The 21,919-nt window shown below is 72.6% G+C and carries 18 protein-coding genes and 1 tRNA gene; 5 read left to right on the forward strand and 14 right to left on the reverse strand.

The window, feature by feature from the left end; all coding sequences use genetic code 11:
* Positions 1–16: 16 nt before the first annotated feature.
* Positions 17–99 (reverse strand) — tRNA-Leu (locus AC1DZC_RS04590).
* A gap of 140 nt (positions 100–239) precedes the next feature.
* On the opposite strand from AC1DZC_RS04590, the gene AC1DZC_RS04595 reads away from it, so the two are divergent.
* Positions 240–1,463, forward strand: a complete 1,224-nt coding sequence (locus AC1DZC_RS04595) for an AI-2E family transporter (protein ID WP_477042410.1) — start codon at positions 240–242, stop codon at positions 1,461–1,463.
* 3 nt (positions 1,464–1,466) lie between these two features.
* Here the strand turns inward: AC1DZC_RS04595 and AC1DZC_RS04600 are convergent, their stop codons facing one another.
* The 3 genes from AC1DZC_RS04600 to AC1DZC_RS04610 are packed head-to-tail and all read right to left on the reverse strand — an operon-like array spanning position 1,467 to position 7,649.
* The gene (locus AC1DZC_RS04600; RefSeq protein ID WP_477039209.1) at positions 1,467–5,045 is read right to left on the reverse strand and encodes an error-prone DNA polymerase; all 3,579 of its coding nucleotides are present in this window, start codon (positions 5,043–5,045) and stop codon (positions 1,467–1,469) included.
* Positions 5,038–6,852 (reverse strand): DNA polymerase Y family protein, encoded by a 1,815-nt coding sequence (locus AC1DZC_RS04605; RefSeq protein ID WP_477042411.1) that lies wholly within the window; start codon positions 6,850–6,852, stop codon positions 5,038–5,040. Before AC1DZC_RS04605 ends, AC1DZC_RS04600 begins: the two co-directional genes overlap by 8 nt.
* Positions 6,849–7,649, reverse strand: coding sequence for a hypothetical protein (locus tag AC1DZC_RS04610; protein WP_477042412.1), 801 nt, complete (start codon positions 7,647–7,649; stop codon positions 6,849–6,851). Before AC1DZC_RS04610 ends, AC1DZC_RS04605 begins: the two co-directional genes overlap by 4 nt.
* Positions 7,650–7,823: 174 nt before the next feature.
* On the opposite strand from AC1DZC_RS04610, the gene AC1DZC_RS04615 reads away from it, so the two are divergent.
* The 3 genes from AC1DZC_RS04615 to AC1DZC_RS04625 are packed head-to-tail and all read left to right on the forward strand — an operon-like array spanning position 7,824 to position 9,623.
* On the forward strand, positions 7,824–8,510 hold the full coding sequence (locus AC1DZC_RS04615; RefSeq protein ID WP_477042413.1) for a Pr6Pr family membrane protein: 687 nt from the start codon (positions 7,824–7,826) through the stop codon (positions 8,508–8,510).
* Positions 8,511–8,517: 7 nt separating this feature from the next.
* The gene (locus AC1DZC_RS04620) at positions 8,518–9,060 is read left to right on the forward strand and encodes a YbhB/YbcL family Raf kinase inhibitor-like protein (RefSeq protein WP_477039213.1); all 543 of its coding nucleotides are present in this window, start codon (positions 8,518–8,520) and stop codon (positions 9,058–9,060) included.
* Positions 9,057–9,623, forward strand: coding sequence for a YbaK/EbsC family protein (locus AC1DZC_RS04625; RefSeq protein ID WP_477039214.1), 567 nt, complete (start codon positions 9,057–9,059; stop codon positions 9,621–9,623). Before AC1DZC_RS04620 ends, AC1DZC_RS04625 begins: the two co-directional genes overlap by 4 nt.
* 9 nt (positions 9,624–9,632) lie before the next feature.
* Here AC1DZC_RS04625 and AC1DZC_RS04630 read toward each other — a convergent pair whose 3' ends face one another.
* The 10 genes from AC1DZC_RS04630 to AC1DZC_RS04675 all read right to left on the reverse strand — a co-directional run bounded on the left by AC1DZC_RS04630 (position 9,633) and on the right by AC1DZC_RS04675 (position 21,034).
* The gene (locus AC1DZC_RS04630) at positions 9,633–10,721 is read right to left on the reverse strand and encodes a ScyD/ScyE family protein (RefSeq protein WP_477042414.1); all 1,089 of its coding nucleotides are present in this window, start codon (positions 10,719–10,721) and stop codon (positions 9,633–9,635) included.
* Between the two features lie 97 nt (positions 10,722–10,818).
* A complete protein-coding gene (locus AC1DZC_RS04635) occupies positions 10,819–11,901 on the reverse strand; it encodes a class I SAM-dependent methyltransferase (protein WP_477042415.1) in 1,083 nt (360 codons plus the stop codon).
* A gap of 12 nt (positions 11,902–11,913) precedes the next feature.
* Positions 11,914–12,741 (reverse strand): TrmH family RNA methyltransferase, encoded by an 828-nt coding sequence (locus tag AC1DZC_RS04640; RefSeq protein WP_477042416.1) that lies wholly within the window; start codon positions 12,739–12,741, stop codon positions 11,914–11,916.
* A 4-nt stretch (positions 12,742–12,745) separates the two neighbouring features.
* Complete coding sequence (locus AC1DZC_RS04645; RefSeq protein ID WP_477039218.1) at positions 12,746–13,984, reverse strand: MFS transporter; 1,239 nt, start codon at positions 13,982–13,984, stop codon at positions 12,746–12,748.
* 25 nt (positions 13,985–14,009) lie between these two features.
* Positions 14,010–15,992, reverse strand: coding sequence for an ABC transporter ATP-binding protein (locus AC1DZC_RS04650; RefSeq protein ID WP_477042417.1), 1,983 nt, complete (start codon positions 15,990–15,992; stop codon positions 14,010–14,012).
* Positions 15,989–17,725 (reverse strand): ABC transporter ATP-binding protein, encoded by a 1,737-nt coding sequence (locus tag AC1DZC_RS04655; RefSeq protein WP_477039219.1) that lies wholly within the window; start codon positions 17,723–17,725, stop codon positions 15,989–15,991. Before AC1DZC_RS04655 ends, AC1DZC_RS04650 begins: the two co-directional genes overlap by 4 nt.
* Positions 17,725–18,405, reverse strand: a complete 681-nt coding sequence (locus AC1DZC_RS04660) for a TetR/AcrR family transcriptional regulator (protein ID WP_477039220.1) — start codon at positions 18,403–18,405, stop codon at positions 17,725–17,727. The genes AC1DZC_RS04655 and AC1DZC_RS04660 overlap by 1 nt, the downstream gene beginning before the upstream one ends.
* A gap of 127 nt (positions 18,406–18,532) precedes the next feature.
* Positions 18,533–19,675: an SPFH domain-containing protein gene (locus tag AC1DZC_RS04665; protein ID WP_477042418.1), complete on the reverse strand. Its 1,143-nt coding sequence runs from the start codon at positions 19,673–19,675 to the stop codon at positions 18,533–18,535.
* Between the two features lie 58 nt (positions 19,676–19,733).
* The gene (locus AC1DZC_RS04670; RefSeq protein WP_477039222.1) at positions 19,734–20,168 is read right to left on the reverse strand and encodes an NfeD family protein; all 435 of its coding nucleotides are present in this window, start codon (positions 20,166–20,168) and stop codon (positions 19,734–19,736) included.
* Between the two features lie 74 nt (positions 20,169–20,242).
* Positions 20,243–21,034 (reverse strand): ABC transporter ATP-binding protein, encoded by a 792-nt coding sequence (locus AC1DZC_RS04675; protein ID WP_477042419.1) that lies wholly within the window; start codon positions 21,032–21,034, stop codon positions 20,243–20,245.
* A gap of 88 nt (positions 21,035–21,122) precedes the next feature.
* On the opposite strand from AC1DZC_RS04675, the gene AC1DZC_RS04680 reads away from it, so the two are divergent.
* Positions 21,123–21,911: a hypothetical protein gene (locus tag AC1DZC_RS04680; protein WP_477042420.1), complete on the forward strand. Its 789-nt coding sequence runs from the start codon at positions 21,123–21,125 to the stop codon at positions 21,909–21,911.
* Positions 21,912–21,919 lie beyond the last annotated feature (8 nt).

Here is a 21,919-nt window from a genome sequence, read left to right on the forward strand (position 1 = left end):
TCGCTGTCTCAACGAGTGTCCGGAGGGGGACTTGAACCCCCACGCCCGTTAGGGCACTAGCACCTCAAGCTAGCGCGTCTGCCATTCCGCCACCCGGACAGGTGGACCGTGAGACACCCGGAGGCGCCCTCAGGTGCGGCAGAAAAGATAGCACGGCGCGGCTGGCAGGCATGCATCGGCCACCCGGTGCAGACTGTGCGCGTGGCAGCGACAGGGGTGCCGACGACGCAGGGAGCCTGATGACGGACGCGAGCCAGACGCCGGGGCGTGGGCCTGGACCGGCCGCGCGCAAGGTGGCAGGTGCGCGACGCAACCCCGCCGTGTACGGCGTCGAGCACACGGCCCCGCGATGGCTGCGCAACTCGGCCGGCGTCTCGTGGCGGTTGCTCGTCGTCCTGGTGATGGTGGCGCTCATCTTCTTCGTCGTCGGGAAGGTGATGCTGCTCTTCGTCGCGCTGTTCATCGCCTTCGTGTTCACCGCGGTGCTCCGACCGATCGTCGACTTCCTCAGCCGGTTCCTGCCCCGTGGCCTCTCGACTGCGCTGGCGATCTTCGGCGGGTTCTTCGTCTTCATCGGGCTGCTCGCCTACGTCGCGTACTCCGTGGCCAACCAGTGGACCGACCTCACCAAGCAGTTCGGCAACGGGCTCACCCAGATCACCGACTTCCTGGAGAGCGGGAAGCTGCCGTTCACCATCACCAACGAGCAGATCGCCGAGTGGATCAACAACGGCCAGAAGTGGGTGCAGGACCATGCGGGCGACCTGGCGGGTCAGGCCGCCGCGGGTGCCGGCTCCGTGGTCGAGGTGTTCACCGCGCTCGCCCTGGCCATCTTCTGCACGGCGTTCTTCCTGGCGCGGGGCAGGCAGATGTGGACGTGGTTCCTCAACCAGCTGCCGTCCCGGGTCCGCGAGACGTGGATCGCCGCCGCCGGGGCCGGGTGGTACACGTTCTCCGGGTACACCCGCGGCACGGTGCTCATCGCCCTCACGGACGGCATCCTGGCGTTCATCCTCCTGCTCGTCCTGCACGTGCCGCTCGCGGCACCACTCGCTGTGCTGGTCATCATCGGCGCGTTCATCCCGCTGATCGGTGCGCCCTTGGCGATGGTCATCGCTGCGATCGTGGCCCTGGCCGCCAACGGCTTCTGGTCGGCCGTGTTCGTCACCATCGGCATCGCCGCGATCGGGCAGCTGGAAGGCCACATCTTCCAGCCGTTCATCATGGGCAGACAGGTCCGGCTGCATCCCGTGGTCATCGCCCTGTCCGTGACGGCCGGGACGTTGTCCTTCGGTCTCCTCGGCGCCGTCATCGCCGTGCCGTTCGTCGCGGTCTGCTGGGCGATCTTCTCCCGGCTGAGGACGCTCGATCCTCCGATGGAGGAGGACGAGGCGGACGACGACGTCGAGCCCGTGGACGAGGTCGAGTCGATCGAGGACAAGGAGCCGGTCGCCGAAGGGTGACGGTCAGTGGAAGTCGCGTGAGGTCGTCCGGACCCGCAGCGACATGGGCACCAGGTGCTCGGCGACCAGGTTGGTCGCCCCGTCGGAACGCTCCAGCCGTCCCCGGACCACCAGGGCGCGCGACGTCCGCGCCACCTTGCGGAACCGTTGCCACAGGCCCGCCGAGCAGATGATGTTGAGCAGCCCGGTCTCGTCCTCCAGGGACAGGAACGTGATCCCGCCGGCAGTCCCCGGGCGCTGCCGGTGCGTGACCACACCCGCGACGGCCACGCGCCGCCCGAGCTCGTGCGTGTACGCCTGCTCCACACGGAGGACCCCCGCCGCGTCCAGCCCGTCGCGCACGAACTGCGTCGGGTAGGAGTCGACGGACACCCCCGTCGCCCAGACGTCCGCGGTGGCGACCTCGACCTCGCTCAGCCCGGGCAGCGTCGGTGCGCTCACCCCGACCGAGACCCCGGGCAGCGTGTCCGGCCCCTCCTGCGCCAGCGCACCGGCCGCCCACAGCGCCTCCCTGCGGGTCACGCCCAGGCTGTCGAGCGCCCCCGACGTGGCCAGCGCCTCGAGCTGGGCGGTCGAGAGCTGGACGCGACGGACCAGCTGGCGCAGGTCGGCGTACGGGCCGCGCGCCCGGCGCTCGTCGACCACCCGCTGCGCGACGTCCTCCCCGACCGACCGCACCGAGGCCAGCCCGAGACGGACCGCGAGCGAGCGCCTGCCGTCCCCCGTCCGCACGCCGGGCGCCGTGACCGGGCCGGTGCCGCTCGGCGTCGGTACGAGCCGCGGCTCGCCGCCCACCGGGGTCGGCCCCAGCCGCTCCACGCACGCCTGCACGTCGGAGGCCTGGATGTCCGGGCGCAGGACCTCCAGCCCGTGCCGACGGGCATCGGCGGCGAGGGACTGCGGCGAGTAGAACCCCATCGGCTGCGCCGCCAGCAGCCCCGCGTAGAACGCGGCCGGGTGGTAGACCTTCAGCCACGCGCTGGCGTACACGAGGAACGCGAACGAGTACGCGTGCGACTCGGGGAACCCGAAGTCCGCGAACGCCTTGAGCTTGTCGAAGATCTGCTGGCCGGTCTCCGCGTCGATCCCGTGCCCGGCCATCCCTGCCAGCAGGCGCCCACGCAGCGCCTCCATCCGCTCGGTCGAGCGCTTGGACCCCATCGCGCGCCGGAGCTGGTCCGCCTCTGCCGGCGTGAAGTCGGCGACGTCGATGGCCATCTGCATGAGCTGCTCCTGGAACAGCGGGACGCCCTTGGTCTTGGCCAGCGACTTCTCGAGCAGCGGGTGCAGGTACGTGACCGGCTGCCGGCCGTGCGCGCGCTCGATGTACGGGTGCACCGAACCGCCCTGGATCGGGCCGGGGCGGATGAGGGCGACCTCGATGACGATGTCGTAGAACGTCCGGGGCTGCAGACGAGGCAGCGTGCCCATCTGCGCGCGCGACTCCACCTGGAACACCCCGACCGTGTCCGCCGCGCTGAGCAGGTCGTACACCCGCGGGTCCTCCGCGGGCAGCCCGTGCAGGTCGAGCACCTGCCCCTCGTGCTCCTTGACCGACATGAACCCGATCCGCAGCGCGGTGAGCATGCCCAGCCCGAGCAGGTCGAACTTCACCAGCCCCGCGTCGGCACAGTCCTCCTTGTCCCACTGCAGCACCGTGCGACCGGGCATCCGCGCCCACTCCACCGGGCACACCTCGATCACCGGCCGGTCGCACATGACCATGCCGCCCGAGTGGATCCCCAGGTGCCGTGGCAGGCGCAGGAACCGGTCCGCCAGGTCGATGACCTGCTCCGGGATCTCGTCCAGGTCGCTCGCCGACGGGGGCAGGATCGCCGGGACCACGTCGTGCCCGTCCGCGGTGGCCAGCCCCGGCGTGTCCACACCCTTCGGAGCTCGCAGCACCGACGGTGGCTCCCACGTGTTGCCCCACATCGAGGCACGCGTGCGCCACCGCTCCTCGCGCGCGGTGACCACGGAGGTGGGCTGCTCGGGCACCGGGCCGACGTGACCGACGTGCGGGCGTCGTCGCGTGCTCGAGGGGCGCTCGGGCTCGGCAGGCACCGGGGCGGCGGCGGGGCGCAGGCTCCCCCAGCGCTCGATCGACGACGCCCACGCGTCCTGCTGCCCGGTGTCGTACCCGAGCGCCCGGGCGGCGTCCCGGACCGCCGACCGCGGCCGGTAGGAGATGACGTTGGCCACCTGCGCCGCGTGCGTACGACCGTGCTTCTCGTAGACGTACTGGATGACCTCCTCGCGGCGCGCGGACTCGATGTCCACGTCGATGTCCGGTGGCCCGTCGCGCTCCGGGGCGAGGAACCGCTCGAAGAGCAGGCCGTGCCGCACGGCGTCGACGGCGGTGACCCGCAGCGCGTAGCAGACCGCCGAGTTGGCCGCCGACCCGCGACCCTGCGCCATGATCCCGTTGCGGCGGCAGAAGTCGACCAGGTCGTAGACGACCAGGAAGTACCCGGGGAACCCGAGGTCCTCGATCACGCGCAGCTCGTGCGCCAGCTGCGCGTACGCACCGGGCACGCGCTCCTTCTCCGGCGGTCCGTACAGCTCGAGGGCACCCAGTCGTACCAGCTCGCGCAGCCAGGTGGCCTCGGTGTGCCCGGGGGGCACCGGGTAGGGCGGCAGGTTCGGCGCGACGAGGGAGAGGTCGAACGCGCACTCGTCGGCCAGATCCGCCGCGGTGCCGACGGCCGACGGGTGCCGGCGGTGCAGCGCGAGCATCTCGGCCGCCGACCGCATGTGCGCGCCCGGTCCCCCGGGCAGCCAGCCGTCCAGGTCCTCCAGCGACGACCGCGCCCGGACGGCGGCGAGCGCGGAGGCCAGGTCGGCGTCGCGCGGTGTGGCGTAGTGGACGTTCCCGGTGGCCACCAGGGGCAGACCCGCCTCCTTCGCCAGGTAGGCGAGGGCGTCGGCGCGCTCCGCGTCGTACGGGTCCCCCGCCGCCGTCGTCTCGACCGCCACGTTGTCCCGCCCGAACAGGGCGACGAGCCGGTCCAGCTCCCTGCGTGCGGCGGCCACCCCCGTCGCGCTGACGCCCGCGACCCCCGAGGGATCGCCGCCGGCGAGCGCCCGCCGGACCGACCCCTTGCGGCAGCCGGTGAGCACGAGCCACTGCCCGGCGGCCGTCGCGGCGAGCTCCTCGAGCCGGTAGTCGGCAGCGCCCTTCTTCCCGGTGCGCAGGTGCGCCTCCGCGATCGCGCGGGACAGGGCGCGGTACCCGTCGGGACCGCGGGCGAGCACCAGCAGGTGCGACGCGCGCGGGTCCGGGACGCCCGTCGGCAGGTCCAGCACCGGTGGTCCGGGCGTCACCCGCACCTCCCGGTGGTGCCGTCGTCCGTCCGGCGCGGGCAGGTGCAGCTCGGCGCCGAACACCGTCGGCAGCCCGACCGCCTTGGCTGCCTGGGCGAACCGCACCACGCCGTACAGGCCGTCGTGGTCGGTGACCGCGAGCGCCCGCAGCCCGAGCCGGGACGCCTCCGCGGCCAGCTCCTCGGGCTGGCTCGCCCCGTCCAGGAAGCTGAACGCCGTGTGCGCGTGGAGCTCGGCGTAGCGCAACCGGTCAGTCATACGACGCCTCGCACGTCCAGCCGCTCGCCGTGCAGGCGAGCAGCACCGCGCGCCCGTCGTCGAACGTCACCTGCAGGTGCGCACGCAGCCCTGGGCGGTCGTCGGTCCACCACCGCTCGCTCAGCAGCCACGGCCCCGCCCACCCGACGACGGACCGCACGTCGTCCGTAGACCGCGGGCCACCGAACAGCACGTCGTCACCCAGACGAGCCGGGCGCCCGACGGAGCGGCTCGGCCCGCGCTGACGCAGGGGCACGTCCTCGTCCTCCCGCGGCATCCACCGCACCCACGCCGGCTCCCCCGTCATCCCGGCACGCACGTCGAGCACCACGGGCACCCCCGCGGCGTCGCGGACCTCGACGCGCTCGGGCGGGTCGAGGACCGTCGCCGGGGCGGGATCGGGCAGCCGCCCGGGCCACGGGCGGTCCACCGGCCGTGCGGGCTCGGTCTGCTCACCCCACGGCTGCAGGTGCACCTGGTCACGGACGTCCCGACCGCCCTGCAGCGTCGCCACGAGGATCCCCGAACCGCCGACGATCCCCTGCACCCGGTCCAGTGCCCGGTGCGCGCGCAGGTCCCCGCCGGACGGTCCGCCCCACAGTCGCCCCTGCTCGGCACCCGCCGGGGCGACGTCCAGGGCGGTGACCGCCAGGTGCACGAGCGCGACCGGGCGGGAGTCGTCGGGCCACGGGTCCACGGGCAGGTCGTCGTGCGCCCACGGGTCCTTGCCGGACGCCACGGCCGCACGTGCGCCGGCCGAGCGTGCACGTGCCGCCGGGTCGTCCAGGGAGCGGCTGCGGGCGGTCTCGACCGCGGTCGCGGCCAGCCAGCCCTCCAGCTGCCAGCGGATCCGGTCGGTGATCCGTGCGGGCGTCAGGCCGCCCCAGCCGCCGAGGTCGGTGCGCCAGGTCCGGACCAGGTCGTCACCCTCGTCGGTGCGGGCGGCGATCTGCAGGCGTCCGCAGGTCACGGAGTGCGCCACCAGCAGCTCGTGCAGCTCCTCGGCCAGCCTGCGCCCGGCGAAGGTCGCCTGGTCGACCCGGTCGAGCGGCGGGTCCAGCTCGGTGGACACCTCGAGGTCCGCCTCCGGGCGGCGGCGGGCCGGCGGGCGCTCGTCGTCCCCGCGCGCGAGCAGCTGCGCCCACGCCCCGAGGCGACCGAACCGGGCGCTCACGTCGGTGGGCGGCAGGGCGGCCAGCTGTCCGAGGGTGCGCAGCCCGAGGCGGTGCAGCAGGTCCACCAGGTCCGTCACCGCGGCCGCGGCCTCGTCGGTGACCGCCGCGTGCACCAGCTCGGTCACGCCGTGCCGAGCGAGGTAGGCGGGCGACTGACCGGGCGGCACCACGGTCCCGGACCGGGTGGCCAGGACCGCGGCCAGCAACCCGTCCGCGGTGCCGACCGCGCACTCGTGCCCCGACCGGGAGGCGACCGCGTCGACCAGCAGCTCCGCGAGCGCCTCCTCGGACCCATGGTATCGGCTCGCGCCGCCCGCGGGCAGCAGGAGCATTCCCGCGCGCACCACCTCGATGCCCGCCACGACGGTCTCCGCGGCGGCAGCGACGGGCTCGAACAGGCGCACGTCGCGGGTGTCGTCGGCGGGCAGCAGGACCAGCTCCGGGCAGACCCCCTGCGCCTGCCGTCGTCGCATCCCGCGCCGCACCCCCTCCGCCCGGGCGAGGGCGGACACCGCGGTGAGCCGCTGCCCGTCGTGCACCGCGGCGGGCAGGTGGGCGGGCACCTCCTCGGTGGCGGCCGCGGCCACGACCGGCCAGTCGGGCACCCACAGCACCGTGGTCCGGGTGCTCATCCGACGAGCCTCAGCCCGGTCGCGGGGAGCGCAGCGGTGGCCGGCTCAGTGGCGATCGGCTCGGCACCCAGCGGCAGCGTGAGGTCGAGCGACTGCGGCACCGCGGCGCTGCCACGTCCGGTGCGCGCCACCCGGATCTCGTGGGTCCGCAACCGACCCTCGCCMGCGTCCACCCCGGTCCACCGCCCCTGCTGCACGGTGAGCACCACGCCCGCACCGGGCCAGTCGGTGGTCGACAGCAGCACGGACCCCCGGTCGCGCGCGCGGGCGGACAGACGCCGACGGTCGGTGTCGGTGAGCGAGACCTGGGGTCCGACGACCACCACGTCCACCCCGTCGAGCAGCGCGGCGAGCACGGTGGGCGACTCGAGCCCGGGCCGAGGCACGACGGCCAGCCGCTCGAGCGACACCCCCGCCTGCGCGGCGGCGAGCAGCCCGACGGTCGGCTGCCCGACCACCGCCGCCCACGCGCCACCCGCGCACGCGTGCGCGAGCAGGGCGAGCACGAGCGAGGTGGACCCGCTGACGACGGTCGTCGCGCCGCGGCGCAGCCCCTCGGGGAGCAGTGGGACGAGGGCCGGCGGCACGGCCATCGGCGGCCGCTCGGTGGTGAGGATCCCCGCGGGAGCAGGGTCCGGCGCAGCCTCCGACACCACCGGCACGAGGGTGACGACCGGCTCCTCGGGCCGGGTGCCGATGGGCAGCACGCTGCGTGCGCCGGTCCGCTCCTCGGCGCGTGCGAGGGCCGCGCGCGCGAGCCGGACCCGGTCCTCGCGGGTCATGGTTCCGGCGGTCATGCGCACCTCCCTCGTCGCGGTGTGGAGTTGAGTCCGTGGTGTCGGCTCGAACAACTGTTCGAAGTATCTCAGTACACGCTGACATCGTCGGCACTGTCAATCCGCCGACCACCCACGTGGGCGATGTACGTTTTCGCCGACCGGCAGCGTCGCCGGCGAGCCGGAAGGGCAGCTATGAGAATCGTCGTCGGCGTCTATCGCCTCGCGCTGGCAGCGATCACGCTGATCGCGCTGTTCTGGTCGCCGAGCGGCGGCGTCAGCCTCGACCTCGAGGACTACGTCTACTTCACCAACCAGTCGAACCTGCTGCTGGCGGTCGTCATGCTCTGGGGCGGCATCGCGGTCCTCGCCCGCCGACGGGAGCCGCAGCCCTGGCTCTGGGGCGCCGTGACCCTGTTCCTGCTGATCACCGGGCTCGTCTCGTACTTCATCCTCGACCCTGCCCCGCCCGGCGAGGAGATCATCGCCCTGGGCCTGACGCACGACCAGCTCGTGCACCGGCTGACGCCCATCGCGACGTTCGTGCACTTCCTGCTGATGGTCCCCCACCGCCGGCTGCACGTCCGGACGGCCGCCTGGTGGCTGGCCTACCCCGTGGCGTACTGCGCGTTCAGCACGATCCGCGGCGTCGTCAGCCCGGGCAGCCCCTACCCGTACGGCTTCGTCGACGTGTCCGAGATCGGCTACGGCGGGCTGATGAAGAACGTCGTCATCTACGCGATCGGCTTCTTCCTGCTCGGCCTCGCGCTCGTCGGCATCGACCGTCTGCTGCCTGCCCGTGTGCTGATCGGACCTCGCGACGAGGCGCTGGAGCCTTCCCTGGCCGGGACGGCGAGCACCCCGGCCCCGCCCGCGAGATGATGGCGCCATGGCCGTGAACCTCACCCGTCCCGTCGCCCCGGACCCCTACTCGCTCCTGCCGAAGGTCCCCGACTTCACGCTGACCAGCGAGGACGTCGTCGCCGGCGAGCGCGTGCCCGACGTGCACACGAACACCGGCGCCGACCGCAACGTCTCCCCCCAGCTGTCCTGGTCAGGCTTCCCGGACGCCACGAGGTCGTTCCTGGTCAGCTGCTTCGACCCGGACGCCCCCGGACCCGCCGGCTGGTGGCACTGGACGCTGGCGGACGTCCCGGCGAGCGTCACGTCCCTCGCTCGCGGCGCCGGCAACCCGGACGGCTCGGGCCTGCCCGCGGGCGCGATCCAGCTGAAGGGCGACGACGGTGTCGCCGGCTACGTCGGCGCGGCACCACCTCCCGGCGACCAGGTGCACCGCTACTTCTTCGTCGTCCACGCCCTCGACACGGACTCGCTCGGGTTCTCCGCGGACACCATGCCGGGCGCCGCCAACACGGCGGTCCTGTTCCACACGCTCGCCCGCGCGATCCTCGTCGGGACCTACCAGCGATGAGCCTGGGCACGCTCACCTGGACCCGCGCGCTCGACCACCCCCACCTCCTGGCCACCTCCACCCTCGCGACGATCACCGCGTGGGCGGAGCAGGACGCGAGCGTGGCCGACGCCGTGCTGGTCACCGAGATCGACCCGGACCTGGCCGACACCGCGACGCTGACCGAGTCGTTCGCCCTGCCCCCCGCCGCGTCGGCCAACTGCGTGCTCGTCGCCGGCCGTCGCGAGGGCGAGGAGCGTGTCGCCGCATGCGTCGTGCGCGCAACCACCCGCGCCGACGTCAACAACGCGGTGAAGCGGCTGCTCGACGTCCGCAAGGCCTCGTTCCTGCCGATGGACCGCGCGGTCGAGGAGTCGGGCATGGAGTACGGCGGCATCACGCCGCTCGGCCTTCCCGCCCGCTACCGGGTGCTCGTGGACGCGTCCGTGGCCGTCGACGACCCGGACGCCGGACCCGTCGTCATCATCGGCAGCGGCGTGCGCCGCTCCAAGATCGCGCTGCCCGGCGCCCTGCTCGCCCGCGCACCGGGCGTCCTGGTCGTCGACGGTCTCGCCCTGGGCTGACCGCCCGGGCTAGAGCCGGAGCGAGACGAGCGTCCCGTTGCCGAAGGCGTCGGTGGTCGCGTAGAGCGTCGAGCCCTTGATCTCGACGTCGGCGGCGTTGGTCGCCGGCAGGACCACGGTCACGGCGTGGGACCTGGCCGAGATCTTGTAGACGCCCTCCCCGAAGAGCGACGCGACGTACACGTTGCCCCGTCCGTCGAGCGTGAGCCCGGTCGGTGTCATGAGGCCCTCCGCGTAGACGTCGGTGGCTCCGCTCCTCGGCGCGACCCGGAAGACCGCGCCCCGGGCGCCGAGGCTGGCGTCCTCCGGCCCGCCCGGCAGAGACGAGACGTACAGCCGGCCGTCCGGACCCATCTCGACGTCGGTCGGCACCGGCTCGAAGGCGTAGGTCAGACCGACGCAGTCGGTGAGCCCGAAGGCCGCACCGGCCTCCGCGGTGATCGGGGCGGGCCGCGGCGGGAGGACGGCGACGGTCCGGATCGTGCCTGAGTGCAGGTTCACGGCGAGCACGGCGTTGATCCCGGCGTCGGCGACGTAGGCGGTGCTGCCGACGACGGTGAGCGCGTACGGGTGGGAGTCGATCTCCCCGGTGTAGCTGACCGGGAAGCCGAGGGCCGTGAGCTGCGCGACGCAGCCGGGGTTGGCCGCCGCGTCGGCCACAGACAGCCCGTAGGCGTTGCCGCTGTCGGGGTTGACCGAGGTCTCGTAGGCCCCGATCTGGTCGGTGACGGTGCTGACGTTCCCGCGCGCGTCGATGGCCTTCAGCACCCCGACGAGCGGTCGGGGGTCGTCCGGGCCCGCGCCCTGGCTCTGCAGGAAGTAGACCGTGCTCCCCCGGTTGTCGACGCCGGAGACGTCCCAGTCCGGGCCACCGTCGTACAGCGGCGTCGTCGAGCCCCTGCTGACGGTCGTGAGCTGGGAGGCGAACTCCTGCGAGACGGTGACCGACTTCCCGGGCCCGACCGAGAGGTGCAGCGGACCGACCAGGCCCTGAGCGAGCGTCACCGGCCCCGGTGGCGGCGGTGTCGCGGTGGCGGCGCCGACCGGTCCGAGGACCAGGAGCGCGGCGGCGGTGACGGCAAGAGCAGGCTTCCTCATCGTCTCTCTCCTTCGCGAGCGACAAGCGACATTCCGGTCATTTCGCCCCGGTTCGACGCTACGCTCATCCGCCGGTGGCGCGCCAGGACGAAAGCCCTCAGGGCTTGCGCGGCGGGAGCAGCAGCCGGTAGAAGCGCAGCAGGTCGAGCTCGACGGGCAGGATCTCGATCCCGACGAAGCCCGCCTCGCGCGCATAACGCTCCAGCGTCGACGGTCGCATGACCGTGCCGGTGGCGACGCTCGGCGTCGTCGAGCGGCCGTCGGGCAGGCAGACGGTCAGCGACCAGCCGTAGAAGAGCCGCTCGACGGCGTCGGCGGGTGCGGTGAACGTCTCCTGCGTGCGCTCGTCGGCGACGAGCACGTACCCGTCGTCGCGCACCATCGCCCGTGCCGCGGCGAGCACCGAGACCGGGTCGGACATGTCGTGCACGCACTCGAAGAACGTCACGACGTCGAAGCGTGCGTCGCGCACGGACGCTGCGTCGGCCAGCTCGAAGGCGACGTCCACGCTCACCGATGCGGCGTTGCGACGAGCCTCGTCGATGGACGGCGCGTCGATGTCGATGCCGACGACGGAGGCCTCCGGGTACTCCCGCGCGATCGCGATCGACGACCAGCCCTGCCCGCACCCGAGGTCCGCGAGCCGGCCGCCCTGTCGCAGCAGCGCGTGCAGCGTCGGGATCGACGGGATCACCTCGTCGACGAGGGCGCCGAGGAAGAACGGCCGGTTGAGCGCGGCCTGCGCGGTCCGGGCGTCGTCCCCCATCCGGCCCCAGGACACCCCGCCGCCGGTGCGGAAGGCCTCGAGGAGGTCGTCGACGACGCGTCCGGAGGCCGCCTGCATCCGACCGAGCGGCGCGAGGAACGCCGGCGAGTCCGCATCGGTGAGCACCTCGCGCGCACCGTCCGTGAGCGCGAACCGGTGGTCGTCGTCGACGGTCGCGTACCCGGCGACGGCCTGGTGCTCGAGCCACTCGCGCGCGTACCGCTCGTCGGTCCCGGTCCGCTGTGCGAGCTCGTCCGACGAGGACGCGCCGTGCTCCGCCAGAGACGCGTACCAGCCGAGCCGGTCCCCGAGGTAGACGGCGAACAGCTCCTGCGCACCCAGCGTCGCGGCGAGCAGCCGGTTGGCGACGTCGTCGGTGCCCGCACCGACCGGCTCGAACAGATCAGTGGTCATGAACCGATCGTGTCAGGAAACCCGGGTCGCCCAGAAGGCCACGGCGGCAGCGGATGCGACGTTGAGCGAGTCCACGCCGCCCGCCATCGGGATGCGGACCACGAGGTCGGACCCGGCGATCGTCGAGGCCTTGAGCCCGTCGCCCTCGGCACCGAGGATGAGGGCCAGCTTCGGCGGTGGGTCCGCGGCCAGCGCGTCCAGCGAGATCGAGTCGTCCGTGAGCGCCAGCGACGCGGTGACGAAGCCGAGCGAGCGCAGCAGCGCCAGCCCGTCCGGCCAGGGGTCGATGCGGGTCCACGGCACCTGGAACACGGTGCCCATGGAGACGCGCACGGAGCGCCGGTACAGCGGGTCGGCGCAGCGCGGCGTGATGAGCACCGCGTCCAGGCCGAAGGCCGCGCACGCGCGCATCGCTGCGCCGACGTTGGTGTGGTCGACGATGTCCTCGAGCACGGCGACGCGACGGGCTCCGTGCAGGACGTCGACGACGGGCGCCAGGACGGGCCGGTGCATCGCCGCCAGCGCTCCGCGGTGCACGTGGAAGCCCGTGATGGCCTCCAGCACGGGCTCCTCGGCCACATACACGGGGACGACGACGTCGTCGACCGGCAGCGACGCCAGCATCCGCTCCAGGTCCGGCACCCAGCGCGGCGCGAGCAGGACCGACCGCGGCCGGTGGCCGGCCGCGAGGGCCCGGCCGAGCACCGTCGAGCTCTCGGCGATGTACAGCCCCTTCGACGGCTCGAGCCTCGAGCGCAGCGCGACGTCGGTCAGCGAGACGTAGTCGGTGAGGCGGGCGTCGTCGGACGACGTGACGGTCTGCAGGTCGGGGCGGGGCACGCGGTCATCCTTCCAGGGCGACCGAGTCCACCTCGGCCACGACCGCTCGTCGTACCGCGCGACCTCCGACCACGGCGGCCGCCGCCCCGACGACGGCGACGACCGGCACGAGGATGAACGCCCGGTGCGTGCCGAACTGGTCCGCCAGGGCCCCGAGGGCGAAGGGTGCGACACCGATGGCGAGCCCCGCGGCGAGCGTGGCCCGCGCCTGCGTCGCGTCCGGCCGGTGCGGGGCCGTGGCCAGCAGCAGGGCGATCGACAGCGGGTACTGCGCGCCGTAGCCCAGGCCCGACACGACCAGCCCGACCATCGCCACGGCCGGCGTGGTCGCCGTCCACAGGATCGTCCAGCCGCCGATGGCCACGACGAACGCCACGGCCAGCAGGAACGCGGGCGCGATCCGCAGGGACAGGGGGCCGACGACGAACCGGATCACCGACATGCCGAGCACGAGGCCTGCGGTCGTAGCAGCGGCGATGCCCGCCCCGGCGTCGGTCTGGTCGATGACGAGCCCGGTGGCCCAATACGTGGTGGCGAACTCCATCGCGACCGCCGCGACCATGGTCACGAGGAAGCACCAGGCGGGCAGGGCGGTGCGGGTCGAGCGCGCCGTCGTCGTCACGGGAGCCGGGACCGGCGCGGCGTGTGCAGGCGTCATCGGTCCGCCGACCGGGATCCGCGAGTAGACCAGCACCGAGACGAGAGCGAGGACCGCCGTCACCGCGACGGCGGGCTGCCAGCCCCAACCGACCGCGACGCACGCCCCGACGGCCAGCGGGCCGACGAGCCCGATCGACGACCCGACGCCGTTCCCCTCGGTCAGCGCGGCGGAGGACGCCCGGCCGTGCCGCAGGACGAGGCCGGGCTGCATCGCCGTGATCGCCACGTTGCCGCCCACGGAGACGACGAAGATCGCGGCCAGGCTCCACGCCAGCGTGGGCGCGAGGACGAGCGCCACGACGCCGACGGCGATCAGGCTCACCGACGCCATGAGCGAGGGGCGCCGACCGGTCCCCAGGACGAGCCGCGGGGTGACGAACGCGGCGAGGACGGCGCCGACCGCCATCGCCGTCCCGTGCAGCCCCGCCTGCGCGTCCGAGACGCCCAGGTCGTCGGCGAGCAGGGGGACGCTGGGGTTGAAGCTGTAGAGGAACCAGCCCCAGACGACGAACGTGCCGTAGAACGCGACGGTGATCCGGTCACGGGAGAAGCCCGCACGCTCGGCGCCGGGGAGCGTGGACATGCGCCGAGCGTACGGGCCGGTTGCCTCAGTCGACCGGAGCCACCGCCGCGGCGAACTGGCTCGCGTACAGGCGCGCGTACGCACCGTCGGCCGCGAGCAGCTCGTCGTGCGAGCCCTGCTCGACGATCGCGCCGTCCTCCATCACCAGGATGATGTCCGCGTCGCGGATGGTGGACAGGCGGTGCGCGATGACGAACGAGGTCCGGCCGTGCCGCAGCGCGTTCATCGCCTGCTGCACGAGCACCTCGGTGCGGGTGTCCACCGACGAGGTCGCCTCGTCGAGGATGAGGATCGCCGGGTCGGCCAGGAACGCTCGGGCGATGGTGAGCAGCTGCTTCTCCCCCGCCGAGACGTTCGCGCCCTCGTCGTCGACCACAGTGTCGTAGCCGTCGGGCAGCGTGCGCACGAACCGGTCGACGTGGGTGGCCACGGCCGCCTCGACGATCTCGTCCTGCGTGGCGTGCTCCACGCCGTACGCGATGTTCTCGGCCAGGGTCCCGCCGAACAGCCAGGTGTCCTGCAGGACCATGCCCATCTCGGAGCGGAGCGCGTCGCGCGTCATGTCGCGCACGTCGACGCCGTCGAGGGTGATGCGCCCGTCGTCGACCTCGTAGAACCGCATGAGCAGGTTGACCAGCGTCGTCTTGCCCGCGCCGGTCGGGCCGACGATCGCGATCGTCTGACCCGGCTCGGCCACCAGCGACAGGTCGCGGATGAGCGGCTTGTCGGGCGAGTAGCTGAACGCCACGTTCTCGAACGCGACCCGGCCCTGGATCGGCTGGTCGGGCTGGACCGGCGTGGCCGGGTCCGGCTCCTGCTCGTCGGCGTCGAGGAGCTCGAACACGCGCTCCACGGACGCGACGCCGGACTGCAGCAGGTTCGCCATCGAGGCGAGCTGCGTGATCGGCTGCGTGAACTGGCGGCTGTACTGGATGAACGCCTGCACGGACCCGAGCGAGAGGGCACCGGAGGCCACCTGCAGGCCGCCGACGACGGCCACGATCACGTAGTTGAGGTTGGCGACGAAGCCGAGCGCGGGCTGGATGATCCCCGAGATGAACTGCGCCTTGAAGCTCGACTCGTACAGCTTTTCGTTGCGGTCCGCGAACGTCTCGGCGGCCTCCTTCTGCCGACCGAAGACGGTGACCAGCGAGTGGCCCGTGTACATCTCCTCGATGTGCGCGTTGAGCTGCCCCGTCCACGCCCACTGCTGCATGAACTGGGGGCGCGACCGCTTGGCGATCATCCCGGCGATCCAGATGGACAGCGGCACCGTGATCAGGGCGATCACCGCCAGCAGCGGCGAGATGAAGAACATCATCGCGAGCACACCGATGACCGTGAGCACGGACGTGATGACCTGCGACAGCGTCTGCTGCAGGGTCTGCGCGACGTTGTCGATGTCGTTGGTGACGCGGCTGAGCAGCTCACCGCGCGGCTGCCCGTCGTGGTACTTCAGGGGCAGCCGGGACAGCTTCGCCTCGACGCGCTGGCGCATCTGGTAGACGACACGCTGCACGACCACGGCGGTCATGCGGCCTTGCAGCCACCCGAACAGGAACGAGCCCAGGTAGATCACCAGGACGACGAGCAGGATGTTGCGCAGCTGCGTGAAGTCGATGCCGACGCCGGGAACGGCTCCCGACGACTCGACGACGTTCGCCTGGGTGGTCTGCCCCGCGGCGCGCAGGGCGTCCGCAGCCTCGGCGTTCGTCAGCCCGGCGGGCAGCTGCTTGCCGATGACCCCGTCGAAGATGACGTTCGTCGCGTTGCCGAGCAGCTTGGGACCGATGACCGCCAGGAACACGGACGCGGTGCCCATCACGAGGATCGCGACCAGCGCCCACCGCTCCCCGCGCATCTCGCCGAGGAACCGCTTGGCCGACGCACGGAAGTTCATCGACTTCTCGCCGGGCATGCCCATGTTCATCATGGGACCGCCGCCGCCGGGGCCGCGGCGCTGAGGAGGGATCCGCTGGGCGGGTGCCTGACGCTCGTCGGTGCTCATGCCGCCTCCTCCACGCTCACCTGCGAGTACACGATCTCCCGGTAGGTCTCCGAGGTCTCCAGCAGCTCGGCGTGCGTGCCCACGCCGACCACCAGGCCGTCCTCCATGACGACGATCGAGTCGGCATGCCGGATGGTGGCCACCCGCTGGGCGACGACCAGCACGGTCGCGTCCCGGGTCTCGGGGACGAGCGCCGCACGCAGCGCCGCGTCCGTCGCGTAGTCGAGCGCGGAGAACGAGTCGTCGAAGAGGTACACCGACGGCTTCCTGACGAGCGCGCGGGCTATCGCCAGCCGTTGTCGCTGGCCGCCGGACACGTTGGTGCCGCCCTGGGCGATCGGGGCGTCGAGGCCCTCGGCCAGCGCCTCGACGAACGGGCGCGCCTGCGCGACCTCGAGCGCGTGCCACAGCTCCTCGTCGGACGCCCCCGGCTTGCCGTACTCGAGGTTGGACCGCACCGTGCCGGCGAACAGGTACGGCTTCTGCGGCACCAGCCCGATCTGCGTCCAGAGCACGTCCGGGTCGAGCTCGCGCACGTCGACGCCGTCCAGCAGCACGGAGCCGCCGGTCACGTCGAACAGTCGCGGGATGAGGTTGACCAGCGTCGTCTTGCCGGAGCCGGTCGAGCCGATGATCGCGGTGGTCTTCCCGGGCTCGGCCAGCAGGTCGACGCCGTGCAGGACGGAGCGCTCGGCACCGGGATAGCGGAACTCGACGCCGCGCAGCTGGAGCAGCCCGGTGCTGGTGCCCGGCAGGCCGACGGGGTTCGACGACGGGACCACGGAGGTCTCGGTCTCGAGCACCTCGCCGATCCGCTCGGAGGAGACGACGGCCCGCGGGACCATCACGAACATCATCGTCGACATCATGACCGCGATGAGGATGTAGGCGATGTACGACAGGAACGCGGTGAGCTGGCCGATCTGCATGTCGCCCGCGTCGACGCGGAACGCGCCGAACCACAGGACGGCCACGCTGGTCACGTTCAGCACGACCATGACCGACGGGAACATGAGGGCCATGAGCTTGCCGACGCGCAGCGACGTGTCGTAGAGCTCGCTGTTCGCGCCGTCGAACCGCTCGGACTCGCGGCGCTCGCGGACGAACGCGCGCACGACTCGGACGCCGGCGATCTGCTCGCGCAGCACGCGGTTGATCCCGTCGATGCGCTTCTGCATGGACCGGAAGTACGGCACCATCCGCGAGATGATCAGGCCGATGATCAGGCCGAGAACCGGCACGGAGACGAGCAGGATGCCGGAGAGGACCACGTCCTCGCGCATCGCCATGATCACGCCGCCGACCAGCATGATCGGCGCCATGATCATCATGGTGAACGTCATCATCGTCACCATCTGCACCTGCTGGACGTCGTTCGTCGTGCGGGTGATCAGCGTCGGCGCGCCGAACTTGGCCACCTCCTGCGCCGAGAACGTCTGCACCTGGCCGAACAGCCGCTTGCGCACGTCCCGCCCGAAGGCCATCGCGGTGCGCGAGCCGTAGTAGACGGCGATGATCGCGGCGATGACCTGCACGAAGCTGACCGCGAGCATGATCCCGCCCAGGCGCAGAATCTCGTCGGTGTCGCCGACGACCACGCCGTCGTCGATGATCCGGGCGTTCAGGCTCGGCAGGTACAGCGTCGCCATCGTCTGGATCAGCTGGAGCAGGACGACCGCGATCACGGCTCCCTGGTAGGGCTTGAGATGCACCTTGAGCAGCTTGATGAGCATCAGGCGCTCCTCTCGGGGGGCTCGGGGGACGACAGGGGCGGGATGAGCACGACGCCGTGCAGGACGAGGTCGACGAGCTGCTCCGCGTCTGGAGGAGGCACGCCCAGCTGACGGCGTCTCGCGTCGACGGCCTGCATCGTCGCCCCGACCAGGACCGTGGAGAAGAGCGCCACGGCCTGGTCGACGGGCATGCGGAGCGAGGCGGCGTCGGGCCCGATCACCCGCTCCACGGCAGCATTCACCGCGGCGTTGCCAGCCTCCTGCCGACGGCCCCACTCCTGCATCCGATTTTCGATGTCGCTCGGCGCGGGCTGGTTGCGACCGATCTCGTGCAGGAGGGTCATCCAGCGCATCATCGTGTCGACGCGCGCGAAGCCGAGCTGCATCAGGGTGATCAGGCGCTCGCGCAACGGCAGCGTGCGGTCGACCGCGTCGATCCCGGGCACGGCGTCCGCCGGGTCGGTCGCCGCCCAGACTGCCGCGCGGATCAGGGTCACCTTGTCGGTGAACACCCGGAAGAGGGTTCCCTCCGCGACGCCCGCGGCCTCGGCGAGCTCACGCGTGGTCACCGACGCCCCCCGCTCGAGGAGGACCGGGCGGACGGCGACGAGGATCGCGGCCCGGCGCTCCTCCGGGGGCAGCGGCGCCGCGCGACCCTTGGTCGGGGCAACAGTCTCCATGCGCCGACCGTAACTGAGTGAGCACTCACTCAGTTAGTCTGTTCGCTGTGAGCGAACGGATGCTTTTCCGCTCAGCCTCCCGTCGAGAACGGCCGAGCCGCGCTGCCCGGCCCCGTCGCGGCGGCGCTCAGCCCTCGGCGGGAGGCTCGACGGGACGCGGCGGCACGGGTCCCCCGCCCGGGCGCTGCCCGAGCTCGACGGCGGGGTCGAACGGGACCCCGCTGAGCGTTCCCGAGCTCGTCGCGTCGGCGGTGGCGGCCGCCGACTCGCGCCGCGCCTCGGCCAGGGCCTCGGCCGGATCCTTCAAGGTCGTCGGCGGCAGGTCGTCGCTCAGCGGGGACGTCCCGGCGGGCCGGGTGGGGGCGTCGTCGGCGTCCTGCGTGAACGGCCCGCCGAAGCCCTTCGCGAACGTGCCCAGCGCGCTGGTCAGCTCCGAGGGCAGGAACCACATCTTGTTCGACGGGTACGCGGCGATCTTCGGCAGCGTCTGCAGATACTGGTAGGCCAGCAGCTTGGGGTCGGCGTCGCCGCGGTGCACGGCGTCGAAGACCTGCAGGATGGCGCGGGCCTCGCCCTCGGCGTTCAGGATCGCGGCCTGGGCGTTGCCCTCGGCGCGCAGGATCGCCGCCTGCTTCTCGCCCTCGGCGGTGAGGATCTGCGACTGCTTGACGCCCTCCGCGGTGAGGATCGTGGCGCGACGGTCACGCTCGGCACGCATCTGCTGCTCCATCGATCCCTTGATGCTGTCGGGCGGGTCGATCGACTTGAGCTCCACGCGGTTGACGCGCACGCCCCACTTGCCGGTCGCCTCGTCGAGCACGCCGCGCAGCTGGCCGTTGATCTGGTCGCGGCTGGTCAGCGTCTGCTCGAGGTCCATCGAGCCGACGACGTTGCGCAGGGTGGTGACGGTCAGCTGCTCGATGCCCTGGATGTAGTTGGCGATCTCGTAGACCGCCGACTTGGGCTCGGTGACCTGGAAGTAGATGACGGTGTCGATGCTCACCACGAGGTTGTCCGAGGTGATCACGGGCTGCGGCGGGAACGAGACCACCTGCTCGCGCAGGTCGACGCTCGCGCGCACCCGGTCGATGAACGGGATGAGCAGGTGTAGGCCCGCGTCCAGCGTCCGCGAGTACCGGCCGAGCCGCTCGACGACGACCGCCGTCGCCTGCGGCACGATCCGCACCGCGCGCACCAGAGCGATGATGACGAACAGCAGGATGAGGGCACCGACGACGTACGCAGCGATCGTTCCGGGCTCCTGGTCCATCGATCCTCCACAGGCTCACGCGCGGGCACCCTGCCCGCGGGTCGTACGACGAGTGCGGTCAGCTGCCCACGACGGGCGCGACCACTGCGGTGGCCCCGTCGATGCGGGCGACCCGCACCTCGGTGCCGGGCGGGATGGCCTGCGCGGCGTCGACGCGCGCACTCCACACCTCACCGTTGAGCTTCACGCGACCACCCTCGACGGTGACGGTCGAGACCACGACCGCCTCCTGGCCGACGAGCGCCGCGGAGTTGGTCTCCACGAGGGGCGTGCGCTCCCGCAGGTGCTTGAGCAGGAACGGCCGCAGCGTGGCCAGCAGGAGGACGGACGTGAGCGCGGCGACGAGGACCTGCACCCCGACGGGAGCGCCGAGCCCCCACGCGGCGGCGCCGGCCAGGCACCCGCCGGCGAACATGATCAGCACCAGGTCCAGCGACAGCATCTCGAGGATGCCGAACACGAGCGCGGCGCCTACCCACCACAGCCAACCCATCCGGCTTCACTCCCCTGCATCGGCGGTCTCCGACGTCGGAGGATCCGTCCTTCGATACTAGGACCGCGGGGACCTCATCGCGGGGCGGCCGCGCGGGCCGACCACCGTCCGTCGATCTTGTCGACGACGAGATCGAGGTCGAACGCGCCCGACAGCGTCTCCGCGGTGAGCACCTCGTCGACGGGGCCGGCGGCGAACGCCTTGCCCTGGCGCAGCAGCAGGAGGTGCGTGAACCCCGGGGGGATCTCCTCGACGTGGTGCGTGACGAGGACGAGCACGGGCGACTTCCGGTCGGCCGCCAGCTCGGCGAGCGCGGCGACCAGCTCCTCGCGGCCGCCCAGGTCGAGTCCGGCCGCAGGCTCGTCGAGCAGGAGGAGCTCGGGGTCGGTCATGAGCGAGCGGGCGATCTGGACGCGCTTGCGCTCCCCCTCGCTGAGCGTCCCGAAGTACCGGTCGGTCAGGTGTGCCACGCCGAACGCGTTCAGCAGGTCGCCAGCGCGCGCCTCGTCGAGGGACTCGTAGTCCTCACGCCAGCGTCCGGTCACGCCGTAGGCGGCGGTGAGCACGACGTCGCGCACCTTCTCGCCGGCGGGGATCCGATCCGCGAGCGCCGCGCTGGACAGCCCGATGCGCGGGCGCAGCTCGAACACGTCGACGCGGCCGAGGCGCGAGCCGAGCAGGTCGGCGGTGCCCGTCGTCGGGTGCATCCGACCGGCCGCGACCTGCACGAGCGTCGTCTTGCCGGCACCGTTGCGCCCGAGGACCACCCAGCGCTCGCCGTCACGGACCGTCCACGACACCCCGTCCAGGATCGTCGTCGTCCCGCGGCGGATGGTCACGTCCTGCAGGTCGAGCACGTCCGTCATGGGCATGACCCTAACCGGCGGGCGAGGTCGCCGGGCGTCACGACGGGCCGCGCGCCCGTGGGTTCTGTCACTGTCCTACCTTTGTCCGGTGGACGTTGCCCTGGAGCTACCTCGCTCCGTCCTGCTGGCCCTGTGGCTCGGCGGTGACGGAGCCGGTCGCGGACCCCTGCTGAACGCCGTCCAGTCCGACGACGAACCGCACACGGTGCGCTACGAGCCGGCCGCGGACGACCCCGTCCGCGACGACGTCACGACGGAGCCGCTGACCTCGTTCCTCGACGCGCTCGAACCCGGGCCGCGCGAGACCGCCACGGTGCTGCCCGCGCCCGGCGACCTCGGCGCGACGCCGGCGGTGGTGAGCGCCGCCGCGACCGACGCCGGCGAGGCGGTGCTGGTGCGCACCGCCCGCACGTGCGTCGTCGCCGTCCCGGTGGTCGAGCGGTTCGGCTCGGACCTCGAGCCGGGCCACCTGGTCACCTGGGAGGTCACCGAGGTCTCCGACTGGCGGCACGCCGTCCACGGCGCCACCGGCTCGCTCGCCGAGGCGGAGCGCGACCTGCGGCAGGGGCTCCTGCAGGCGACCGAGGCCCTGCAGCGGCTCGACGTGGCGCGCTGGCGCGAGGACGCCGCACACTCGATCGCGGCGCTGCGCGACATCGGGATCCCGTCGTGGCGCCTGCCCGACGGCCTCGACGGGCGGACCGTGCGCGTGCTGACGAGCGCCGCCCGCCTGCGCGCCATCGTCTCGCTGGCCGCCCAGGACGACGGCGCCGCGGTCAACCTCTGGCAGGCCGACCAGCGCTCGACGGCCCTGCGCGACGTGGACCGGATGGCCCGCCGGGCGATGAGCGCGGCGGCGACGACGCTCTCGGACTGACCCTGCTC

This window comes from Cellulomonas sp. P2_B4 (assembly GCF_056404795.1).